The sequence below is a fragment of the Mucilaginibacter auburnensis genome, assembly GCF_002797815.1.
Lineage (GTDB): Bacteria > Bacteroidota > Bacteroidia > Sphingobacteriales > Sphingobacteriaceae > Mucilaginibacter > Mucilaginibacter auburnensis.
On the sequence record NZ_PGFJ01000001.1, the window covers coordinates 381,008 to 402,753 of the forward strand.

General features: G+C 39.7%; 19 protein-coding genes and 1 tRNA gene. 8 read left to right on the forward strand and 12 right to left on the reverse strand.

Annotated elements, in window-relative coordinates:
- Nucleotides 1-174 precede the first annotated feature (174 nt).
- On the forward strand, nucleotides 175-1,458 hold the full coding sequence (locus CLV57_RS01685; RefSeq protein WP_100339633.1) for a tetratricopeptide repeat protein: 1,284 nt from the start codon (nucleotides 175-177) through the stop codon (nucleotides 1,456-1,458).
- A 60-nt stretch (nucleotides 1,459-1,518) separates the two neighbouring features.
- Nucleotides 1,519-2,901, forward strand: coding sequence for a DNA recombination protein RmuC (locus CLV57_RS01690; protein ID WP_100339634.1), 1,383 nt, complete (start codon nucleotides 1,519-1,521; stop codon nucleotides 2,899-2,901).
- Between the two features lie 343 nt (nucleotides 2,902-3,244).
- Here the strand turns inward: CLV57_RS01690 and CLV57_RS01695 are convergent, their stop codons facing one another.
- The 3 genes from CLV57_RS01695 to thiL are packed head-to-tail and all read right to left on the reverse strand — an operon-like array spanning nucleotide 3,245 to nucleotide 5,675.
- Nucleotides 3,245-4,099, reverse strand: coding sequence for a hypothetical protein (locus tag CLV57_RS01695; protein ID WP_100339635.1), 855 nt, complete (start codon nucleotides 4,097-4,099; stop codon nucleotides 3,245-3,247).
- Between the two features lie 34 nt (nucleotides 4,100-4,133).
- Nucleotides 4,134-4,586 (reverse strand): hypothetical protein, encoded by a 453-nt coding sequence (locus CLV57_RS01700; protein ID WP_100339636.1) that lies wholly within the window; start codon nucleotides 4,584-4,586, stop codon nucleotides 4,134-4,136.
- 36 nt (nucleotides 4,587-4,622) lie between these two features.
- Nucleotides 4,623-5,675, reverse strand: coding sequence for a thiamine-phosphate kinase (gene thiL / locus CLV57_RS01705; RefSeq protein WP_100341272.1), 1,053 nt, complete (start codon nucleotides 5,673-5,675; stop codon nucleotides 4,623-4,625).
- Nucleotides 5,676-5,783: 108 nt separating this feature from the next.
- Here thiL and CLV57_RS01710 point away from each other — a divergent pair, with 108 nt between their 5' ends.
- On the forward strand, nucleotides 5,784-7,232 hold the full coding sequence (locus tag CLV57_RS01710; RefSeq protein ID WP_100339637.1) for a DNA/RNA non-specific endonuclease: 1,449 nt from the start codon (nucleotides 5,784-5,786) through the stop codon (nucleotides 7,230-7,232).
- Between the two features lie 148 nt (nucleotides 7,233-7,380).
- Here the strand turns inward: CLV57_RS01710 and CLV57_RS01715 are convergent, their stop codons facing one another.
- The 4 genes from CLV57_RS01715 to nadA all read right to left on the reverse strand — a co-directional run bounded on the left by CLV57_RS01715 (nucleotide 7,381) and on the right by nadA (nucleotide 11,486).
- Nucleotides 7,381-7,764 (reverse strand): hypothetical protein, encoded by a 384-nt coding sequence (locus tag CLV57_RS01715; protein WP_100339638.1) that lies wholly within the window; start codon nucleotides 7,762-7,764, stop codon nucleotides 7,381-7,383.
- A gap of 75 nt (nucleotides 7,765-7,839) precedes the next feature.
- The gene (locus tag CLV57_RS01720) at nucleotides 7,840-9,462 is read right to left on the reverse strand and encodes a peptidyl-prolyl cis-trans isomerase (RefSeq protein WP_100339639.1); all 1,623 of its coding nucleotides are present in this window, start codon (nucleotides 9,460-9,462) and stop codon (nucleotides 7,840-7,842) included.
- Between the two features lie 211 nt (nucleotides 9,463-9,673).
- Nucleotides 9,674-10,369, reverse strand: a complete 696-nt coding sequence (locus tag CLV57_RS01725) for a porin family protein (protein WP_100339640.1) — start codon at nucleotides 10,367-10,369, stop codon at nucleotides 9,674-9,676.
- Between the two features lie 124 nt (nucleotides 10,370-10,493).
- Complete coding sequence (nadA, locus tag CLV57_RS01730; protein ID WP_100339641.1) at nucleotides 10,494-11,486, reverse strand: quinolinate synthase NadA; 993 nt, start codon at nucleotides 11,484-11,486, stop codon at nucleotides 10,494-10,496.
- A gap of 410 nt (nucleotides 11,487-11,896) precedes the next feature.
- On the opposite strand from nadA, the gene nadB reads away from it, so the two are divergent.
- Nucleotides 11,897-13,489 (forward strand): L-aspartate oxidase, encoded by a 1,593-nt coding sequence (nadB, locus tag CLV57_RS01735; RefSeq protein WP_100339642.1) that lies wholly within the window; start codon nucleotides 11,897-11,899, stop codon nucleotides 13,487-13,489.
- A gap of 23 nt (nucleotides 13,490-13,512) precedes the next feature.
- Here the strand turns inward: nadB and CLV57_RS01740 are convergent.
- A tRNA-Gly gene (locus CLV57_RS01740) sits at nucleotides 13,513-13,585 on the reverse strand.
- A 59-nt stretch (nucleotides 13,586-13,644) separates the two neighbouring features.
- On the opposite strand from CLV57_RS01740, the gene CLV57_RS01745 reads away from it, so the two are divergent.
- Genes CLV57_RS01745 through CLV57_RS01755 form a run of 3 tightly spaced genes read left to right on the forward strand, consistent with a single transcriptional unit; the run spans nucleotide 13,645 to nucleotide 14,758 of the window.
- Complete coding sequence (locus CLV57_RS01745) at nucleotides 13,645-13,872, forward strand: hypothetical protein (RefSeq protein ID WP_100339643.1); 228 nt, start codon at nucleotides 13,645-13,647, stop codon at nucleotides 13,870-13,872.
- Nucleotides 13,854-14,234 carry a type II toxin-antitoxin system VapC family toxin gene (locus tag CLV57_RS01750; RefSeq protein WP_100339644.1) on the forward strand — a complete coding sequence of 127 codons (381 nt, stop codon included), beginning with the start codon at nucleotides 13,854-13,856 and terminating at the stop codon, nucleotides 14,232-14,234. Before CLV57_RS01745 ends, CLV57_RS01750 begins: the two co-directional genes overlap by 19 nt.
- Before the next feature lie 5 nt (nucleotides 14,235-14,239).
- Nucleotides 14,240-14,758, forward strand: coding sequence for a gamma carbonic anhydrase family protein (locus CLV57_RS01755; protein WP_100339645.1), 519 nt, complete (start codon nucleotides 14,240-14,242; stop codon nucleotides 14,756-14,758).
- Here the strand turns inward: CLV57_RS01755 and CLV57_RS01760 are convergent.
- The 4 genes from CLV57_RS01760 to CLV57_RS01775 all read right to left on the reverse strand — a co-directional run bounded on the left by CLV57_RS01760 (nucleotide 14,745) and on the right by CLV57_RS01775 (nucleotide 20,951).
- Nucleotides 14,745-16,397, reverse strand: a complete 1,653-nt coding sequence (locus tag CLV57_RS01760) for an Ig-like domain-containing protein (RefSeq protein ID WP_100339646.1) — start codon at nucleotides 16,395-16,397, stop codon at nucleotides 14,745-14,747. The two genes, CLV57_RS01755 and CLV57_RS01760, sit on opposite strands and share 14 nt — an antisense overlap.
- A gap of 115 nt (nucleotides 16,398-16,512) precedes the next feature.
- A complete protein-coding gene (mnmG, locus tag CLV57_RS01765) occupies nucleotides 16,513-18,375 on the reverse strand; it encodes a tRNA uridine-5-carboxymethylaminomethyl(34) synthesis enzyme MnmG (RefSeq protein ID WP_100339647.1) in 1,863 nt (620 codons plus the stop codon).
- Nucleotides 18,376-18,447: 72 nt separating this feature from the next.
- Nucleotides 18,448-20,298 (reverse strand): ribosomal protection-like ABC-F family protein, encoded by a 1,851-nt coding sequence (abc-f, locus tag CLV57_RS01770; protein WP_100339648.1) that lies wholly within the window; start codon nucleotides 20,296-20,298, stop codon nucleotides 18,448-18,450.
- Entirely contained in the window at nucleotides 20,295-20,951 is a 657-nt protein-coding gene (locus tag CLV57_RS01775) for an NAD(P)H-binding protein (protein ID WP_100341273.1), read from the reverse strand. The genes abc-f and CLV57_RS01775 overlap by 4 nt, the downstream gene beginning before the upstream one ends.
- 83 nt (nucleotides 20,952-21,034) lie before the next feature.
- Between CLV57_RS01775 and CLV57_RS01780 the strand changes: the two genes are divergently transcribed.
- Nucleotides 21,035-21,742, forward strand: coding sequence for a pirin family protein (locus tag CLV57_RS01780; protein ID WP_100339649.1), 708 nt, complete (start codon nucleotides 21,035-21,037; stop codon nucleotides 21,740-21,742).
- Nucleotides 21,743-21,746: the final 4 nt, after the last annotated feature.

Below are 21,746 nucleotides of genomic sequence, written 5' to 3' on the forward strand. Positions count from 1 at the left end.
AGCGGCCATTTGTATATTGCGCTTCACTACTTTTCAGTCCATTATACCCGCTTCCATGTTTTTTGGTCCACCGTTTGGGACACCTTTCAATACACTAAGTAAAATACCTGCCACGTTAGATTGCCTTTTATATTTTTCTCCAAATTGCTATATTAGAACAACTTTTTCCTCGTCATGAAATACTTATTCATTGCCTTCCTTTGCGCGCCCTTTTTTTCATTTGCTCAGTCAGCAAATACCGATAGTGTAAAAAACGAAAATACCGTTGCCTATTACACCAAAGTAATTGATAAAACCCCTAAAGATGCTGATGCCTACTATAAAAGAGGTGTGGCTTACCGTAAACTTAATAAACTAAAAAACGCGCTTCAGGACCTGGATAAAGCCATAACCCTTAACTCAAAAGATGACGACATATGGGTTGAGCGCGGAATTGTTAAACATGACCAGGAAAATTATGACGGCGCTATTGCCGACTATACCAAAGCAATAGCCATAAAGCCTACCGCAAACGCTTTTTACGAGCGGGCCCTTTCTAAACGCTGGAAGGGTGATTATAAAAGCGCTATTGCGGATTACACACAAGCTATTGCGCTTGACCCGAAAAACGATACTTATTATTTAGGAAGAGGTATTGCCAAAAAACTTTTGGAAGATTATAAATCGGCTATTGAAGACTTTACGCAAACCATAGCTTTAAATGATAAAAGCCTGAATGCTTTCTACCATCGCGCGCTGTCAAAAGACGGATTGGAAGATTATAAAGGCGCCATTGAAGATTTAAATGCCGCGCTTGCCATTAACCCTAACGACGAGGATTGCTATTACGAGTTAGGCAATGTTAAGAAGCATATGAAAGATACGGATGGCGCTGTTGCTGCTTATAACAAGGCCATAGAGCTTTATCCGGGCTATAATGGCGCGTATAATGCACGAGGCATAATCAAATTTGATAAAGACGATTTTACCGGCGCCTTGGCAGATTATAATAAAGCCATTGAGCTTAACCCCAAATTTGCCAGCAGCTATTATAACCGCGGACTGGTATATGACAAGTTGGAACGATCAAATGACGCGATCGAGAATTATAGCACGTATATTGAACTGGAACCGACAGATCCGGACGGCTACTTTAAACGCGCCAACGCCAAACTGGAGTTAGACGATGATAAAGGTGGTATTGAAGATTACAACACCGTTATTAAATTAGACCCTAAATTTAGAAATGCCTATCACAACCGTGGCGTTGCCAAACGTAATCTGGATGACTATAAAGGCGCTTTAGCGGACTATAACAAAGCCATTGAACTGTATGCCGAAGACGGTAGTACTTTTAATAACCGCGGCTACGTAAAACATATGTTAAAGGATGACAAGGGTGCTTGCGAAGATTTTAAAAAAGGCGCTGACCTTGGCGACAAAGATGCGGCCGACAACCTGGCCGAGTTTTGTAAGTAAAATAATTCTGCCGTTTTTATAACTATTTCCTACCTTCGTTTTGCTAATATTTTTATCAAAATGGATCTGGTTATACTTGCTTTCGCTCTCGTTGTTCTGGTTGTTGCTGTAGTGTTGTTTCTGAAACGACCTAAAGCTGTTGGCCAAATTTCAGAAGAAGATTTTAGCCGTTTGAAAGCGGAAGCTGAGCAGCTTAAAATATCATTGGCCATTGCTGAGCAAAAAGCGCTTGGTGTTATGGCTGAAAAAGAAAGCATTACGCAACTGCTAAAGGAGGAGAAAGAACGCCTGCTTGAAGAACTATTGTCTGTACGCACCAATTTAGATGCAGCCAATCAGTCGTTGGAAAGTGCGCGTTCCTACTATAAATCTCAACAAGAGAAAATTCAGGAGCAAAAGGGGGAAATAGAGCAAATTCGCAATCACTTTCAAAAAGAATTTGAGAACGTTGCCGAAAAACTCCTTAAAGAGAAATCAAAAGAATTTATTGATGTAAACCGCAGCAATCTGGATATTATCCTCAATCCGCTTAAAGAAAACCTGAAAGCATTTGAAGACAAAGTGGATAAGGTTTACAACATGGAAGCCGCCGAACGCAATACCATGAAGGGGGTAATAACCCAGTTAATGGAGCTGAACAAGCAAATAAGCGACGAGGCCAGCAACCTGACCAAAGCCCTAAAAGGCGACAATAAAAAACAGGGTAACTGGGGAGAGGTGATACTGGAGAAAGTACTGGAACGCTCGGGCCTGGTGCGCGACAGGGAGTACCGCCTGCAGGCCAGTATAACCGGCCTGGATGGCACCCGCTTACAGCCGGATGCTATTATTGACCTGCCGGATAACAAACACCTTGTGATCGACTCAAAAGTATCATTAATAGCTTATGAGCGTTTGGTGAATTGCGATACCGAAGATGAAAGGAAACTGTTCTCAAAAGCACACGTGGAGTCCATCCGTGGGCATGTGCATAACCTGTCCACCAAAAATTATCACGATCTGTACCAGATCAACTCGCCCGATTTTGTGTTGCTTTTTGTTCCAATAGAATCGTCATTCAGTTTGGCGGTTCAGATAGATTCGGAGCTTTTCAGCGATGCGTGGGATAAACGGGTGGTAATTGTAAGTCCTTCTACCCTGCTGGCCACCCTGCGCACCATTGCCAGCATGTGGAAACAGGAACGTCAGAATAAAAACGTGTTGGAAATTGCCCGTTTAAGCGGCGCTATGTATGATAAATTTGTTGGCTTTGTTGCCGATATGGAAAGCATTGGCAAAAACATTAAACAAAGCCAAACCGCGTATGACGCCGCATTGAATAAACTGACTGATGGCAACGGTAACCTAACCCGTACAGCTGAGAAAATACGCAGCCTTGGCGCTAAGGCTAATAAGCAGATAGACCAGAAATACATTGGTGATGAAACAGAAGAGGAGGCTTAATGTGCCTCCTCTTCATGGTTTGTCGTCAATCGTTTATTTAACCCTGTGATTCGTGCCTTAAATCTGCTTCATTATACTGTGCAATCCAGCATTGATCTATGCCGCTATATTTAATAACAGCTTTAACTATATTCTATACTTGTTTCCATGCTCGTCTTCATCATCATTCCAAATTGAAAATGTAAGACCATCTTTCAGGGTTATATTCTTATTCTTTAGTTCTTCGATTGTGCCGTTACATATAAGACGAACACCATCTTGTCCACTATTTTGAAAATCAACCCAAAGCGTTTCCAATATCCTGAACGATTGATTAGTCTGGCGATTAAATTAACAACTAAAACTATTTCTTGGTTACCTTAACATCCATTATAGCTAACCCTTTCATATCTCCTGATATGGGTGTTCCACCTGTACTCATTTTAAAGTTAAAATCCATATTGGTTTTAGAGCTTACCGGAAATTTTTCAGCAATATCATAAACCATTTCTCCTTTTCCCCCACCTTTCATCACCATTTCCCCTGTCTGCGGCATAGCCATTTTCATGTCTACCACTTGATCAATATCAAACGTGGCCTGGTTGCCCTGTATGCTTTTTAGCGTATATTTTACCTTGGTCATTACCTGGGTGTTGTTGCCGGCAATTGGAACGCTCAAAGGTGTTTCCTGTGTGAAGGTGTCGCCCACTTTCAAAGTAGTATCCGGGAAATTGAATTGATTAAAAACCTGAGAAAGTATTTGTTCGGCTTCTGCCTTTTTAGCGGCTTCAAGGGTTCCACCTTCAAGGCCGTCAATTTCAATTTTTTTAGTTTGGTTAGCATAGTGGCCCAACAGACTTACACCTGTAATGCTGCTTTGCGGCAAAGGCAATGCCTGTCCATTCATTGACCCACTCATAGCAACTTCCTTGTAAGTCATTTTAAAGGGTACATCCTTTTTTGCATCCTGTGCTTTGGTGTTTATATCAAAGCCCATATTCATGTTCATTTTCATTAACATGGCTGCCGGCTGTCCGGCATCCTTCATGGCTTTAGCCACGCTGGCGTCGTCAATGTTCATATTCATGTCCATATCCATTTTGTAAGATGTGGCATAAGTACGCATGGGTAAATATTTTACGCTGAATTTAACAGATTGCTGGGCTAAAACGCCTTGCGCAAAAAAGCAGGCTAAGCCCAAAATGAAAGCTTTTTTCATGGATAAGATTTAATTAGTTTTTTGTGTAAGATACTTATTTCTTTTTCAATTCACTTTTATCAATCACCACATAGATGGTGTCGACAACGCGTCCTGCACGCTGGTTTTGGTTTTGGAATAACGAAGCCATGTTTTTATCCAGCACCTCAACTTTGGTTACAAAATGATCGGTTTCGCCGCGGTTGTTAAACCAGTTTTTCCCTTTGGTTTCATGGTAAACCAGCTTTACTTTCCAGCCATGTTGAGCCGCGCTATCAAGTATATTGATCACCTTTTGATCGGGGTTGTTGTTATCAATAGAAAAATCAAAAGGTACGCTGCTGTTCATTCCGGTTTGGGTGACATTGAGGTGCCCCTCCCATGATTTCCACCACAGGCCGGTGTAGGAGAACTGTGTAATAACACCAATGCGCTCTCCATTAGAGTAGTTTTCTGAACAGGATGCAAAAACTACAGCGATCAGTAAAAAAGGTAAAAGTCTTTTCATATACTTTTAGAGGCGATTGGCTAATTAATGTTACACCTATTCCGCTTCTTTAGGCTTGAACGCGTTCCATCCCTGCGCCTTGATCTCGTGCATGTTACCCGAACGTGTTACCAGGTTACAGCCCGACGCCGGTTCGGTTATATGGCCAATAATGCTGATGTCCATTTTGAACTTGATCTTGTCGTAATCGGCCTGCCTAACGGTAAATAATAGCTCATAGTCTTCTCCCCCGCTTAAAGCGCACACTGTTGGGTCGAGATTAAACTCGCGGGCTGTTTCAAAGGTCATCGGGTCTATCGGGATTTTCTCCTCATAAATGCTGCAGCCTTTGTTGCTTTGCCTGCAAATGTGTAATATCTCCGAAGCTAAACCGTCAGACACATCTATCATGGCCGTTGGTTTAACCTCAATATCTTTCAGCAATTCAACAATATCTTTACGGGCTTCTGGCTTTAACTGGCGCTCAACGATGTAGTCTTTTCCTTCCAGATCAGGCTGAATATTTGGATTTTCCAGGTAGATCATCTTTTCACGCTCTAAAAGCTGTAAACCTACGTAAGCACCACCCAGATCGCCGGAAACGCAGATAAGGTCACCTTCCTGCGCGGTATTGCGATATACCACATCTTCGGCATGGGCATACCCTATAGAAGTAACGCTAATCACTAAGCCTTGTTTAGATGCGGAGGTATCACCTCCTACCACATCAACGCCATATTTTTTGCAGGCGATGTAAATGCCTTCATATAATTCTTCGATAGCCTCAATAGGAAACTTGCTTGACATGCCGATGGAAACTGTAACCTGTGTAGCTATACCGTTCATGGCATAAATGTCACTCAGGTTAACCTGTATGGCTTTATAACCCAGGTGCTTCAGCGGTACGTAAGCCAGATCAAAATGTATACCTTCCAACAACAGATCTGTTGATACCAGCATTCTTTTACCGCCGGTATCTAAAACTGCGGCATCATCACCCACACCTTTTATGGTTCCTGGCTGTACCAGTTCAATATTGTCTGTTAAATGTTTTATTAAACCGAACTCGCCTAAAGCCTCTATATTGGTTTTCTCTTTATTATCAAACATTGCCATAATACCTGTTTTCGCCTTAGCAAAAATACAAAACCCTGTTCAATTGCAGCCTTGAATGCTTTTATTAAGTTTGACCGTTGTTTTAAATAGGTCTTTAAGCCGATGCGCCGGAGTTATTTTTCTATTTTTTTACTTGTAAGTACCTTGTTTGGCTGCAATTATACTGCGCCTAAGCAAGAGCTTGTGCGTGTGCAGCATTTTGTGAATACTGTACCTGCTTTGCAACCAACAGCATACACCATTACCGAAGATTTTGAAACCGGCGAAAAATCTAATTACAAAAAAGCCGATGTTAAGCTGATAACCGGCAGCTGGACATTTAAAGATGCGCTAATTGGCGAAGACAGTACTGATGTTAAAAACGGGAAAAAATCTGTTCGGTTAAGAAATGGTTTCATAGGCATGAACTTTGATCTGGCCGAGGTAAAGCAGATCAGTATCAAACATTCTAAATATGGAAAAGACGCTGATGCTAAGTGGCAGTTGTATTTTTCAATAGATAGTGGCTCAACCTATATTCCTTTAGGTAAACCTGTTACTGATACTGCCACTGCCTTAAGTACAGATCAATTTTCTTTCAACATCAATAAACCGGCGCGTTTTAAGCTCGTTAAAAACGGTTCTTCCCGCATAAATATTGATGACATTACGTTTAAAGGCTCGGGTGATGCCGGCATATTGATGGGTATTCCCGAGGTACAAACGCCTGATACTTCCAAGGCATTACCCGCTGCTGTAAGAGGCGTAGTTATTGGTAAAGATGCGCCGCCTGTAACAGGCGACAACAGCAATATGTTATTTGGCAATCCATCGGGCGCGCAAACGGTTGTGGCCATGGCCGATAATTATTTGATGGATATGGGTTATTATATAGAATCATACAATAACTCAAAATCCTGTCCTAACTGGGTAAGCTGGCATTTAGATGCCGCAAATATCAATAACACCGCCCCTCGCCTGGATAATTTTGCAGCATACAATGGCTTACCCAACGGATGGTTCGCTGTGAAAAACAACAGTTACAGCTATAACAAATATGGCTTTGACCGCGGCCATAACTGCCCCTCTGCCGATAGGACAAGTTCTACTAATGCCAACGCAGCTACTTTTTTAATGACCAACATGATTCCGCAGGCCCCCAATAATAACCAACATACCTGGGGAAATTTTGAGGATTACCTGCGTTCGCTGGTTTTGCAGGGTAATGAGGTTTATGTAATTATGGGCAGTTACGGTACCGGCGGAACGGGAGCTAAAGGTTATTTTACCAACATAGCATCCGGAACTAACAAAATAAACGTGCCGGCTAACATCTGGAAGGTCGCGTTGATTATCCCGGCGGGTAATAATGATCTGCAACGTGTAAACGCAGCAACCCGTATCATTGCTATTAACACTCCCAACAATAACAATGTTAATAACCGTTGGGAATATTACTTAGTAAGTGTCAGAGACATTGAAATGGCAACGGGCTACAATTTGTTTTCCAACCTGCCACAACACCTGCAGGATGCTCTTGAAAATAATAAAAGGGCTACAGCACTGCCATAACCCTCACTAACTATTTCTACCGGCGAAGCCGGAAAATTTTTTAGAATTTAAAGTCTACCAATGCTCAAACGTAAGTAAGTAAAAAAGCCTGGCTAAGTTTAACCAGGCTTACCAAAAATAGCCAATAAAGCTTTATTCTAAGATTAGTTTAATAATTAAGTGTTGCCCATCCATCTAAGCCAAAAACTTCAAGATTTACTCCCACCGTGCTGGATTGATTAACAGTACCTATTACATGATAAAAATTAGCGCTATCATTACCAGGGCCTCCATATTGATTGGAGAACTGATGCCAACCGGTGGCGTCGGTATAAACAACGTCTGTGAAACAAAAAGCGTCGCTAACGGCTTGATTTGATGTGCCACCCGAAATTGTTACATAATTGTAGTAATCGCTTATATACACGCTGTCATAAACTCCCGTCTCTGCAGGTCCGCTCGGGTAAAATCCGCTTGCCGATAAATAGAGCTGCCCCGCAAAACTGTTTGAAATAAAACAAAGTATCGCAATAATTAAAAAAGTTTTTTTCATGATTTTAGATTTAAATTGGAATTATATAATAAGGCTATTGTTGGTTCATTTATAGTGATAGTACTTATGGGGTATTTATTTTATTTCGGAAATTGCCTCCTTTAGTTCATCCTTTTCAACCGGATATTTTTCTTTTAATCCTTCTTCAAGGCGCGTAGTAATTTGCTTTTCTTTCTGAAAATAGATCAGCCGTTGTATATCCCCTTTAACGTAAATGAAAGGGATGGTTGCTAATCCTTGTTTACCCGTTACTTTTACTATCACAACTTGTTTATTCAATTTTAACGGAGCCGAAATTTGACTTGGCCCGAGTCTTAAAATAGCGCCCAATATTTGGGGGTCGTTATTTAATTCGCTCATCTTCACTTGTATCTCAACAGCTTTAGGTAATATATTGCCATTACTGCTGTTACTACTTACTGTTGACGCAATACCCCTTGCTTCTCTTTCTAAAACTGGTCGCCCCTGAAACGCGCTTTGCATGTCTTTGAACTTAAATAGCGATATACTTGCAGATTCAAAAGATCTGAAATTTTGAATATTTTTATGATAATAGTCTTCCATCTCTTTCCCGTTAACTGAAAGCTTTGGATAGACGTAATTTCTTTTGTAATGTTCAATGAATATAGTTTCCTTATTGTCTTTGCTGAATTGCTGATATTCAGGATAAACTTCCATATTCATCATTTTAGCTTCGGCAAACAGATACTGTTCAATTATAATATTGAGAAGTATTTTTTTTACACCATCGGGAGTAGTTAACGATCCGAAAAATACCGGTTGATTAGTTATAAATTCCCGTAAATCTGAAAGCAGGTAAGAAATACGTTTTCCGCCTAAATTATATTTCATGATAAGCAGATTGGGTTTTACACCGGGCCAATTTTTGTTTTGCTCATCAAAATTTGCTGCCAGTTCTTGAACAGCATTGTTATAAATTTCAGGGTCAGCTACTTTAGTTATTCGCTTCTGGTTTTCCCACAGGTATTTTTGCTTTAAACCAAAAAGCACCTCTTGCCGGATGTTTGTATTTTCCTGTTTATACGTATTTTTAACTATAGGTTTTGCTGACAGTACATGCGCCACCAAGTATCCACGCTCGGTTTCTAACGGACCTATAATTTGTCCTACTTTAAGATTATTAATACTATCTGTATAGTAGCTAAGTGGGTAATACGGAAACTTTACACTGGCATTAAAAACTTTAGCCTCTGGTTTGGAACGCGCCTTAGCTTTTATAACGTTAAAATTATCTGACGATTTGTAGTATTTGTCTAATGAACTTTTATCGCTAAATAACACCACATCTAACAGATACTCCTGCGACCTGTTAAGATAGATACTCTTAATATAGTTGTCTGTTAGCTCAAGTTTAGCTTTAACCTTTTTATTCCATACAAATCCATCTACCTCGGAAGCATAAGACCGGGAAGCATACTCAAAAAGTTTTTTTAAAGTAGCTAAGGTGTCGTACCTATTGTCCAACGCGAAAGCAATAATTCTGCCCTCCTCAATTAACTTTTCTTTTAAAGCCTGTTCGTTAAGAAATTTGTATTTATCTTTTTTTCGCTTTAACTCAAGTTCCGGCTTAGTAAGTTTATACTTACCTATTACCAAAACAATTTCATCATGTTTATCAGTATTGCAGTTTGATAAGCAAAAGGCAATTAAAATTACCACTAAGAGTTTTATTTTCATATGATAGGTTACAGGCAGCCTGTGTTAGCAGGAGACACATAATCAAATCTATAAAAATTATTAATTAAAATATATTACTAAAAATCAATTATTTGGGCAGGGTTTACCTATTTGTAATATTATGACGAAGTTTAAAAAGGAACCGAGAGAGATAATATAGAAAATTTATATCTGACAACTTAAGAAATGTTGTCAGATATAAATCAGAAAATTAGAATTTAAAGCCTAACCCAACCTGCCACACCTGGTTGCGGTAATCGGGCGTGTAAGTGTTGCCATAGCGGTCTGTGCCTTGCAAATTAATGGCATAACGGCCATGCAGATCAATTTTTCGGTTCAGATCAAAGCTGACACCAATAACACCATCCAAATAAGTTTTATGGCCGTTATTGTCTGCATCATAAGTTGACCGTTGGGTTACAACAAAACCGTCATCAAAAGTATTAGTAGTTGACATTAACCAGGAGAGCTGCGGACCTAACAAAATATTGAAATTGGGCGCTACCTTAAACTTAGCCAGCAAAGGCACATCAATAAAATGGCTGCGTTGTGTAAATCGGCCATAGGTTGTACCTACAACATAACCTTTTTGCGAATACAATACCTCAGGCGCAAAAGCTATTTGCTGTATAATAGGCAAATCGGCAAATAAACCCACGTTTAAACCTAATAAGCTACCCGTAGTGTAACCATAATCCCGGCTACTTACGCTGTTAGAAATATTGGCGCCAATTTTAAAACCTATGCTGGGTTGTAACGGATTATAGTTACCGCGTTGCTGGTAGCGCGGAGCCGGTTGTGCATAGCGCGGCGGTGGAACACGTCTGGGTGGAGGGCCATATCTTCGCTGCGCCTCAGCGCCTAACGCCATCACCACTATGGCCGTTAAAAGGACAAATTTTTTCATAATCGTATTTGTTTAATACGATTTTAGAGGGAGGATGATAGGAAAGGTTTAATTCTTTAGTGATTAGTTGATTGGAGATTAGTTGAATAGTGATAAAACTAATCTCTAATCTCCAGTCACTAATCTACAACCCCAACCTTGCCGAGATCTCCAGCATTCTTTCAATAGGCAAAACTGCTTTTTCAATGATATGATCAGGAACAGTTATCTCGGGCATTTCATTTTTTATGCACAGGTATAACTTTTCCAAAGTGTTCCTTTTCATATGCGGACAATCATTGCAGGCACACTGGTTATTAGGTGGTGCAGGTATAAAAACTTTATCAGGGTTTTCTTTCTGCATCTGGTGAATTATGCCCGGCTCGGTAGCTACAATGAACTCTTTTTCAGGGCTGTTAGTAGCATATTTCAATATACCGGTTGTGGACCCAATATAATCGGCCATTTTTAATATAACATCCTCGCATTCAGGATGAGCTAACAGTTTAGCACCCGGGTAACGCTCTTTTAAACGGGTTATTTTCTCCTGCGAAAATATCTCATGTACCATACAGGCACCATTCCATAGCACCAGGTCGCGACCGGTTTTTTTGGCTACGTAAGCGCCTAAGTTTTTATCCGGACCAAAGATGATCTTCTGATCTTTTGGCAGGCTTTCTACAATTTGTACCGCGTTGCTTGAGGTACAAACTATATCGCTCAATGCTTTCAGTTCGGCCGTGCAGTTTACATAAGTTATCACCAGGTGATCAGGATATTGCTCCTTAAACTTTTTAAACAAATGCGGTGGGCAGCTGTCGGCCAGTGAGCACCCGGCCTTTAGGTCGGGTAATAAAACTTTTTTTGTTGGCGATAATATCTTGGCTGTTTCGGCCATGAAGTGTACACCGGCAAAAACAATAATGTCGGCATCGGTTTTTGCGGCTTGTTGCGATAGCCCCAAACTGTCGCCAATATAGTCTGCAATATCCTGTATGTCGCCATCCTGATAGTAATGAGCCAGTATAACAGCATTTTTTTCTTTTTTAAGTTTTTCAATTTCCGCAAAAAGGTCAAGCGTTGGATCTATGTACTCTTCAACGTAGCCTTTCAGATTTATTTCTTCGAAGGTATTCATTTCCACAATTCAAGTAATAACAACTAATTATTTAAAATAAATTAAACTATTGTTATTAAGGTGTTAGTTATGTTTATAAATAGAACAGATATTTCTTTGAGGAATATATTACTAACCGGTTATTAACACATTTCCTCTGTTTTTTATGTTTTATTATGCTGATTGTAAGACAACTTTGTTAGTGCAACTTTAGTTTTAAAAAGATATTTGTTAATATTTTCTGTTGTTGAAAAATGTTAGTTTCATTGCAACAGCTGCGCAAAAGTAGCTTAAAAATCATGGCGGATAAAGTCAAATTTTGGAGTTATCCACCGTGTTATTATTTATTAAGAAATTACTTACACAAAATTAACATCTTTAAGGGCGAATATTAACAGAAGCACTATTTTTACACATATACTATATATTTTATGACCAGATCTGTGGATTTCCTTGTTATAGGATCGGGCATTGCCGGTTTGAGTTTTGCACTAAAGGCTGCAAAGCATGGTAGCGTTCTGATAGTTACAAAGGCAAACGAAGATGAATCTAACACTAAGTATGCCCAGGGTGGTGTTGCGGTAGTTGTGGATAAAAAAGAAGATTCTTTTGAAAAACACATAAATGACACCCTGATTGCCGGTGATGGGCTGTGTGATAAAGAAGTTGTGGAAATTGTGGTAAAGGAAGGTCCGGACAGAATTAGAGAAATTATTGATTACGGAACCAACTTTGATAAAACTAATGATGGTATTTATGACCTGGCTAAAGAGGGTGGTCATTCTGAATTCAGGGTATTACATTATAAAGATATCACTGGTTTTGAGATGGAGCGTGCCTTATTAGAACAGATCCATCAAAACGAGAATATAGAAATATTAACTCACCATTTTGCCCTTGAGCTGATAACGCAGCACCATTTAGGTCAGTTTGTTGACAAATCAAGTACTGATATTGAGTGCTATGGTATATATGCTTTAAACAATCAAACTAAAGAAGTTGATAAGATCTTATCAAAGGTCACAGTTATGGCGTCGGGTGGTGCCGGCCACATTTATTCTATAACCACTAATCCAACCATAGCAACCGGTGATGGTATGGCCATGGTATATCGCGCTAAAGGTAAGGTACGTAATATGGAGTTTATTCAATTTCATCCTACTGCTTTGTATAATCCCGGTGAGTATCCGTCCTTTTTAATATCAGAGGCCGTACGTGGTTTTGGTGGCGTGTTGAAGCGCACCAATGGTGAGGAGTTTATGTATGAGTATGACTCACGCGGATCATTGGCTCCACGCGATATTGTGGCAAGAGCTATTGATGCCGAGATAAAAAAATCGGGCGAAGACTATGTTTATCTGGATGTTCGTCATCGTAATAAACAGGATATATTAGCTCACTTCCCTAATATTTATGCCAAGTGTTTGGATATAGGTATTGACATGACCAAGGATATGATACCTGTAGCGCCTGCGTGTCATTACATGTGTGGCGGTATTTTGGTTGACCACTTCGGGCGTTCATCAATCAACCGTTTGTATGCCTGTGGCGAATGTTCATCAACCGGTTTACATGGCGCTAACCGTTTGGCTTCCAATTCATTATTAGAGGCTTTAGTATTTGCGCATCGTATTTATACAGACGCTGTTAAAGATATAACCAGTAAAGTTATCCCTGATAATATACCTGATTGGGATGAAAAAGGTGTACAATTATCAAACGAAGATATATTGGTTACTCACAACGTACGCGAAATGCAGAAACTGATGAGCGACTACGTAGGTATAGTTCGCTCTGATTTTCGTTTGGAAAGAGCCATGCGCCGTTTAGGTTTATTGTATGAAGAAACCGAAGATTTCTACAAAAAGACAAAGGTATCTGTTAAGCTTTGTGAACTGCGTAATTTGATCCAGGTATCGTACATCGTAGTAAAATCGGCCATGATGCGGAAGGAAAGCCGGGGATTGCATTATACTACAGATTATCCGGAGCATAAGGAGATTTTGGAAGATACGGTGTTTTAGTAAAATGTGTTAGTTAAAAACAGAGCGGAAAACGGGATTCGAACCCGCGGCCTTCAGTTTGGGAAACTGATGCTCTACCAGCTGAGCTATTTCCGCTTTTTATACTAAAGTAGATAGGATTTAAGTTATTAGAAAATAATAATGTAAATTTGAGTATGGTGCGCACTGTAGTAGTTCCGAGTAATAGTCATATACAATTAGATATTCCAGCTGAGTATGTTGGGAAGGAAATTGAGATCACTTTTTTAGCGCTTGATGAATTGAAAAGGTCAGGGGCTAAGAAAACTATGGGTGATTTTTGGGCTGTTATGTCTGACGATACGAGTGATGCATTAAGGAAACATATTGAAGAAACTCGTGACGAATGGGAGCGAGGTATCTAATAGATTCTAATGTTATTATAGATTTCCTCAATGGTATTTTACCTGCTAAAGGTAAAGACCTTCTTTTTTCCGCCGAGCCAATTATTTCAATTATAACTCAAATTGAAATTTCAGGTTATTCCGGGTTATCTGATGCTGATAAAATTAGAATAGATGAATTTATTGGCGCTGCTATAGTTTTTAATATAGATCAACCCGTTGAAATACAAACAATTTCAATCAGATCATCAAGAAAAATAAAGCTGCCTGATGCGTTAATTGCTGCTACTGCATTGCATTATGGTTTGACTTTGGTAACAAGAAATGTATCTGATTTTCAAAATATAGCGGGATTAACTTTAATAAACCCCTACTCAATTTAATATCTATGCCTCCTTTAATCCTGCCTGTAAAAGATAAAGCTCCTGCATGGGGTAACAATTGTTTTATTGCCGATAACGCCACCATAGTTGGCGATGTACAAATGGGCGACAAATGCTCTGTTTGGTTTAATGCGGTTATTCGTGGTGATGTTAACTACATCAAAATAGGTAATAATACCAATATACAGGACGGCGTAGTAATACATGGCACTTATTTAAAAGCGCCTACCAACATAGGTAATTATGTATCAATTGGCCACAACGCTTTGGTACACGGCTGCACTTTAAAAGATCATTCATTAGTGGGTATGGGGGCTATTGTAATGGATGGTGCTGTTGTAGAGGAATATGTTATAATAGGCGCAGGTTCTGTAGTATTAGAGAGAACTACTTGCGAATCAGGCTTTTTATATGCCGGGTCTCCTGCCAAAAAAATAAAGCCTTTAACTGATGAGCATAAGGCTTTACTGGATAAACTTCCTGATAATTATATTTTATACTCCAGCTGGTTTACGGAGCAATAGGTGGCTCGGGCGGTATTTGAATAGTTTGCTCGTCAGACCAATTAGGCCTTATGGTATAAATGGTAGGATTTAACCAAACATTTTCAGGCTGGGTTTTTCTTGATACGCTTCCGGTGTCCCACTTACCATTCTTATTGGCATCGTATGATACTCTTAACTGGTATTTCCCTGCTAAAAGCATTTTATAAACTATAGCGGTATTCCGTGTGATCCTTTGGGTGCGCACAACGTTTTTTTGGTCGGTGCTTGCTGTAAGTAATTCTATTATATAACTTTTGCCGGTATCGGGTACAGCTATACGCATGGTAAGCTCGCTGTAGTTTTCAGCGTTATCTAAGCTGAATATTTTTTGCGTACGCTTTAATTTATCGCCAAATATGTCAACTAACGAACCTTCATTAAAAGTTAAGGTATACTTAGCTTTTGGTTTAAAGCGGTATTTTAAAATCAGTCGTTTTTGCGTACTTGTATCGCGTTGTAACTGGAAATTAACTTTTGCCGAGTCTTCCATTAATGTCATGGCCGATTGCGTATACGTATCAATAGGCATGTTGCCGGTTATAATTAAGTCGGTGCCAGGCTTAATTGTACCGTTTGGAGTAATGTTATATCCCAAAGTAAAGTTTCTTTGATACGTCTCTTTTCTTCCTTTCTTGAAAGTTAAGGTATCAAAAGGTTTACCGGCCTCATATAAAGCTAATTTCAGTGAGTCAAAATCCATGTTTTTCGAATATACATGGATCGAATCAGCTGTTTTATTGATTTCAACCACTTTCTGCACATCCAGAGCTTCCGGGGATAGGATCTTTACGGATGGACGATTCAATGGCCTGTTGGTGCTAACAAACATAGCACCGGCAGGATCAAAAGCCCTGTTAGGGTAGCGCAATTTATCAGGAACCTCTTTAAATAAGGTAAGCTTAATGCCTGTAGTATCTTTGGTTAGCCTGATAGGATTAGCCTTAAATGCAACCAGCTCGCCATCGTTGTTATAGATCTTATCGCCACTTTGTTCTTTTAAAGCGTATATCCGGTAGTTGTCTGCTTTAAGGTTACTGAATTTAAAGTTGCCTGCAGTGTCAGTTGTAGTAAACAAAGCAGGTTTCTTTTTCCCAAACAGTAGCGAATCCTGCTGAAGGTTGAACAGCATCACTGTAGCTTCCTTTTCTATAGTTTGGGTAATGGCATTGAAAACGTTACCGCTTATAGTTAATGAATCTATTGATGGTCCCGTAGAAAAAACATAAGTAAAATTTTTTACCTGGTTTCCTTCGTTAACGTCAACAATGGCTTTACCAAAATTAATAACGTAAGTTGTATTTTTCTGAAGCGTGTCCTTCAATTCTATCTGCAGCGTTTTCTGTTTCACCGTGAACTCCGGCAATCGCTCCTGAGCGGGCGAGATACTTATTTCCTGGTATTGATTATTAAGCTTAAAATATTCGTCAAAAGTCAGTTCAATTTTTTTACCGGTAAAATTTCTGGTTTGATCTTTCGGTACGGCCAGCAATAATTTGGGCGCTTCCTTATCGCGAGGGCCGCCTTGCGGCTTTTGTTGAACCGCGCAACCCGAAAGTGCGAATAATGCCAAAATTAAAGGCTTAAAAAGTCCGAAAAATTGTGATTTTGCGTTTGACATTATTTTTAAGCTATATGAGCCACTTTTTACTTTTCATGAAGGTTATCACTAAAATTCAGAGAAAATGGTTTATAAACGATATTTTATAAATATTTGATTTACAATGGTTTATCCATTAATTTCTAATATGCACCATCAAAACTGATATATCTGATGGCGAAACACCCGAAATGCGGGAGGCCTGTCCTAAAGTTCGCGGTTTAATCCGCATTAGTTTTTCCCGCGCCTCTTTTGAAAGTGATACCAGTTGATGATAATCAAAATCAGGATTGATCTCTTTATCTTCCATCTTTTTCATCTTGGCAACAATCTCCAGTTCCTTTTCAAAATAACTCTCGTATTTGATTTTTATTTCAGCCTGCTCAATAGTTTCTTTGTCATAATTATTGAGTAGCTCATTTAACGAATCATCAGTTCTTCTCAGATCATTGATAGATACCTGCGGGCGGCTGATCAAATTGAATAGCTTTACATTTTGATTGATATTACTTGTACCTAATTCATCCAATAAGGTATTCACACTACCGGGCACAATGGTACGAGATTTGGCAAACGCTACTATTGCGTCTGAGTCGGCTATTTTTTTGTTTACTTTTTCTAAACGTTCATCGCTGATCAAACCTAACTCATGGCCTATCGGACTTAAGCGGATATCAGCATTATCTTGTCTTAGTAATAGTCTATGCTCAGCTCTTGAAGTAAACATTCTGTACGGTTCTTCTGTACCTTTAGTTACCAAGTCGTCTATCAATACACCTATGTATGATTCTGATCGTTTCATTATAAGCTCATGCTTATCATTTATTTTAAGGTGAGCGTTTATACCCGCAATAAATCCTTGTGATGCCGCTTCTTCGTAACCTGTTGTACCATTTATCTGGCCCGCGAAGTACAGGTTACTTACCAATTTAGTCTCTAAGGTTAAGCCTAATTGAGTAGGTGGAAAGTAATCATACTCTATGGCATAACCCGGACGGAACATTTTGGCATTTTCAAAACCCGGTATTTGTGTTAATGCTTTATACTGTACATCTTCCGGAAGTGATGTTGAAAATCCATTTACATAGATCTCAACGGTATTCAAACCTTCAGGTTCTACAAATATCTGATGTCTGTCGCGTTCTGCAAAGCGGTTGATCTTGTCTTCAATAGATGGGCAATAGCGCGGACCCAAGCCTTTTATCCGGCCTGTAAACATTGGTGATTTTTCAAAGCCCTCTTTTAAGGTTTCGTGCACTTTGGTATTGGTGTACGTTATCCAGCAACAGCGTTGTTCCTGTATTTGCTCAACATCGGTATATGAAAATCTGCCCCTTACTTCATCACCCCGCTGTTCTTCCATAACAGCATAGTTCAGGCTTCTACCATCAATACGTGGGGGGGTGCCTGTTTTCATTCTGCCAGATTCAAAGCCTACAGCTATTAGTTGCTCTGTTAAGCCTGTTGCAGCCTTCTCCCCTGTTCTTCCTCCGCCAAATCTTTTCTCGCCGATATGAATTATGCCATTTAGAAACGTTCCATTAGTTAACACAACCGCCCGGCACTCTATCTCTATTCCCAGAGATGTTTTTACACCCCTTACAGTGTTATTAGTTACCAAAACTTCGTTAACTGTGTCCTGCCAAAAATCAACGTTTGGTGTTCTCTCCAAAGCCAGGCGCCATTCTTCAGCAAAACGCATGCGGTCGCTTTGAGCGCGTGGACTCCACATAGCCGGCCCTTTTGACAGATTCAGCATTCTGAATTGGATAGATGTTTTATCAGTTATAATTCCTGAATAACCACCCATCGCATCAATTTCGCGCACTATCTGACCCTTGGCTACCCCACCCATTGCTGGGTTGCAGCTCATCTGAGCTATTACACCCATATTCATGGTTATCAATAAAACTGATGAGCCCATGTTAGCCGCTGCTGCCGCTGCTTCGCAGCCAGCGTGCCCTGCGCCTACTACAACTACGTCGTACTTCTTAAACATTTATACCTCCATGTTCCACGTGGAACACATCATGTTATTTATATTTACTGTTCCACGTGGAACAGTGGTTTATTATTCTGATAACTCTAACCAACGCATGGTTTTCTCTTCCAACATATTGTCAAGTTGAGAAATTTTAGTGTTGATTTCAACTGCTTCGCTGTTACTAACGCCCGAATACAAACGCTCATTTAAGCCTTTTATTTCTTGCTCTAAGGCCGGAATTTCAACGTTTAAGTTATCTAATTCCTTTTGGTCTTTATAGCTTAGCTTAGCTTTAACAGGTGTTGCCGAAACAGCTGGCGCTGGTACGCTTTCCTTCTTTACATTTTGCTTTTGTTCTTCTAATTCTACACGGAAAGAGGAATAGTTGCCATTATATATGCGGACATTACCGCCATCTTCCACAATGAATAATTGATCGGTAAGTTTATCTAATAAATACCTGTCGTGCGATACGATCATTAAAACACCCGGGTAGTTAGTTAAAAACTCTTCCAGTACGTTAAGCGTGTCAATATCCAGATCGTTTGTAGGCTCATCCAGGATCAGAAAGTTTGGATTCTTCATCAGAATATGCATTAACTGCAAACGTTTCTTTTCACCGCCGCTTAACTTGGATATAAAACCATACTGTTTGGCAGGTGGAAATAAAAATAAGGTTAGTAAAGCCGAAGCTGAAATAGTTTTACCATCAGCCATGGTAATAAACTCAGCTACGTTTTTTACAACATCTATAACCCTGTCGTCTTCTTTAAACTTAATGCCCGATTGATGGAAATAACCTATTACCGTGGTTTCACCGGCTTGTATATGGCCGCTATCAGGCTTTATGGTTCCGGTGATCATGTTTAATAAAGTTGATTTACCGCTACCGTTTTTACCTGCTAATCCTATTCTATCGCCTTTTTTAAATACGTAGCTAAAGTTATTGGTGAAGGTGTTGCCGCTAAATGCTTTACTTATACCATGCAGTTCCATAATTTTATTACCCTGCCTGGCCGTTTTTACGCTTAACTCTACGTTTTGCTTAGCTCCCCTGTTTTTTGTTTTCTCCTCTAACTCGTAAAAAGCGTCAATACGTGCTTTTGACTTTGTACCGCGCGCTTTAGGCTGGCGTCGCATCCACTCCAATTCTTTACGTAACAGGTTACTATTCTTTTGAAAGCTTGCTTCATCTGCTGCCTCCCGTTCTGCTTTACGTTCTAAATAATAACCATAATTGCCTACATAAGGAATTATTCTACCACGGTCCAACTCCAATATCTCATTACATACGTTATCCAGAAAGTATCTGTCGTGTGTAACCATGATTATTGTTTTAGAGCCTTCTGTCAATAGTTTCTCCAGCCATTCAATGGTATCAATATCCAGGTGGTTGGTAGGTTCATCCAAAATATAAAGTTCCGGATCTTCAATAAGCAGTTTAGCCAGCGCCAAACGCTTTTTCTGCCCTCCTGATAACGTAGCAATGCTTTGATTTAAGTGATGAATATCTAAACGCCCTAAAATGGTTTTGATCTTATATTCATATTCCCAGGCATCTACCTCACTTAACTCCTCCATTACTTTATTTAAAGCGTCGGTATTGTTCGGGTCGTTTTCCAGCAACTCCTCGTACTTGCGTATGGCTTGCTGCTGCACATTGTCTGCATGGAAAATATAATCACTAATAGTGACTGCATTTTTAAAATGCGGATCCTGCTCCAGGTAACCCATGCGCAGGTCTTTAGTCTGTACTACCTTGCCTTCAGTAGGCAAAAACTGACCTGCCAGTAATTTTAATAATGTTGATTTGCCGGCACCATTAATGCCTACCAGTGCTACACGCCTGCCACGGTTAATGCCAATTGTTTGGTTTTTAAATAACCAGTTATCATGAAATGAATGGCCGAGATTCTCGGCAGAGATATAAGTGCTCACGCGCGTTCCTTTATTTGTTCGGTAGTGTACACAGACACACCTTTCTTTTCTTTTAGTGATTGATTGAACATTGCTTTAGCTACGGTTAGCGCAGCAATGCTCCTGTATTTTTTTAATCCTCCGATTAAAAGCGGATTGATCAACTTCATGATAACTGCACCAATGCGCTCCCCTATTCGTTTGCCTTTTTTTCGGCCGGTTAGCAGCGAGGGCTGATAAATGAATAAACTATTTAATCCGGCTTTCCTTAAGTCAAGTTCAGTCTCTCCCTTTGTTTTTAAATAGAAATTTCCCGAAGAGGCATTAGCTCCTATTGCAGAAATAAAATGAAACTGATTTACACCGCTTGTTGCAGCTACTGTAGCCATGCTAACAGGATAGTCATGATCTATTTTATAATAGTCGTCTTTATTAGGCGTTTGTTTTTGGGTAGTCCCTAAGCAGCAGAAAAAAGCATCGCCTTCAATAAATGTGTTGAAGGTTTCCGCATTTTCAAAATCAATAATTTCCTGTTGCAGTTTGCGATGTTTTGTTTTCAACTTCTTTCTGCCCAGGCTAATTACTTTTTCGTATTCGCTGTTATGCAACAGCAAATTAAGCAGCTTACTGCCAATAAGTCCGCTTGCACCTACAATAATTGCCGTTTTAGTCATATTTTCAGGCATTTGGGCACAAAAATACATATAAAATAATTGGAATAAATATTGTATGTTTAAACATATAAAAAGGAGTTATAATGAAAACAATTTTCTATCCTGAAAGTGGCCGTGGCAAAAACGACCACGGCTGGTTAAAAGCAAATTTTTCTTTCAGTTTTGCGTCGTTTTATGATCCAAAGAAGATTCAGTTTGGCGCTTTACGCGTTTTAAATGACGATATAATAGAAGGCGGCATGGGTTTTGGCTCTCACCCGCATGATAATATGGAGATCATAACCATTCCCCTATCCGGCGCTTTAGAGCATAAGGATAGCATGGGTAATACAGGTGTAATTCATGCAGGCGAGGTTCAGGTAATGTCTGCAGGTACTGGTGTGTATCATTCAGAGTTTAACCATTCTGAAACAGAAAGTGCTAATACACTGCAAATCTGGCTGTTTCCACGCGAGCAAAACGTTACGCCAAGATATGATCAAAAGAATTTTAGCGATCAGTTCAATCAGAACGAGTTTACCACCCTTGTATCGCCTGATAAAAATGGCGATGCATTATGGATACATCAGGATGCCACTTTTTCAATGGGCAGCTTTGGTGCCGGCCAACAAATTGAATATGCAATTACACGTAAGGAAAATGGTGTATACATATTTGTTTTAGAAGGCGCTGTGAAGATAAATGAACAGGTTTTAAGCCAAAAGGATGCCTTAGGAGTATATGATACCGATGCGGTAAAAATTAACGTAACAGAGGGCGCTCGTTTATTGCTGATGGACGTGCCAATGTAAACGC

Coding starts and splice junctions, on each gene's coding strand:
- nadB (WP_100339642.1), top strand. CDS start 11,897: ATGACCAGATCTGTGGATTTCCTTGTTATAGGATCGGGCATTGCCGGT.
- CLV57_RS01775 (WP_100341273.1), bottom strand. CDS start 20,951: ATGACTAAAACGGCAATTATTGTAGGTGCAAGCGGACTTATTGGCAGT.
- thiL (WP_100341272.1), bottom strand. CDS start 5,675: ATGTTTGATAATAAAGAGAAAACCAATATAGAGGCTTTAGGCGAGTTC.
- CLV57_RS01760 (WP_100339646.1), bottom strand. CDS start 16,397: ATGTCAAACGCAAAATCACAATTTTTCGGACTTTTTAAGCCTTTAATT.
- CLV57_RS01685 (WP_100339633.1), top strand. CDS start 175: ATGAAATACTTATTCATTGCCTTCCTTTGCGCGCCCTTTTTTTCATTT.
- CLV57_RS01715 (WP_100339638.1), bottom strand. CDS start 7,764: ATGAAAAAAACTTTTTTAATTATTGCGATACTTTGTTTTATTTCAAAC.
- CLV57_RS01720 (WP_100339639.1), bottom strand. CDS start 9,462: ATGAAAATAAAACTCTTAGTGGTAATTTTAATTGCCTTTTGCTTATCA.
- CLV57_RS01755 (WP_100339645.1), top strand. CDS start 14,240: ATGCCTCCTTTAATCCTGCCTGTAAAAGATAAAGCTCCTGCATGGGGT.
- mnmG (WP_100339647.1), bottom strand. CDS start 18,375: ATGTTTAAGAAGTACGACGTAGTTGTAGTAGGCGCAGGGCACGCTGGC.
- CLV57_RS01710 (WP_100339637.1), top strand. CDS start 5,784: ATGCGCCGGAGTTATTTTTCTATTTTTTTACTTGTAAGTACCTTGTTT.
- CLV57_RS01750 (WP_100339644.1), top strand. CDS start 13,854: ATGGGAGCGAGGTATCTAATAGATTCTAATGTTATTATAGATTTCCTC.
- CLV57_RS01745 (WP_100339643.1), top strand. CDS start 13,645: ATGGTGCGCACTGTAGTAGTTCCGAGTAATAGTCATATACAATTAGAT.
- nadA (WP_100339641.1), bottom strand. CDS start 11,486: ATGAATACCTTCGAAGAAATAAATCTGAAAGGCTACGTTGAAGAGTAC.
- CLV57_RS01690 (WP_100339634.1), top strand. CDS start 1,519: ATGGATCTGGTTATACTTGCTTTCGCTCTCGTTGTTCTGGTTGTTGCT.
- CLV57_RS01725 (WP_100339640.1), bottom strand. CDS start 10,369: ATGAAAAAATTTGTCCTTTTAACGGCCATAGTGGTGATGGCGTTAGGC.
- CLV57_RS01695 (WP_100339635.1), bottom strand. CDS start 4,099: ATGAAAAAAGCTTTCATTTTGGGCTTAGCCTGCTTTTTTGCGCAAGGC.
- CLV57_RS01780 (WP_100339649.1), top strand. CDS start 21,035: ATGAAAACAATTTTCTATCCTGAAAGTGGCCGTGGCAAAAACGACCAC.
- CLV57_RS01700 (WP_100339636.1), bottom strand. CDS start 4,586: ATGAAAAGACTTTTACCTTTTTTACTGATCGCTGTAGTTTTTGCATCC.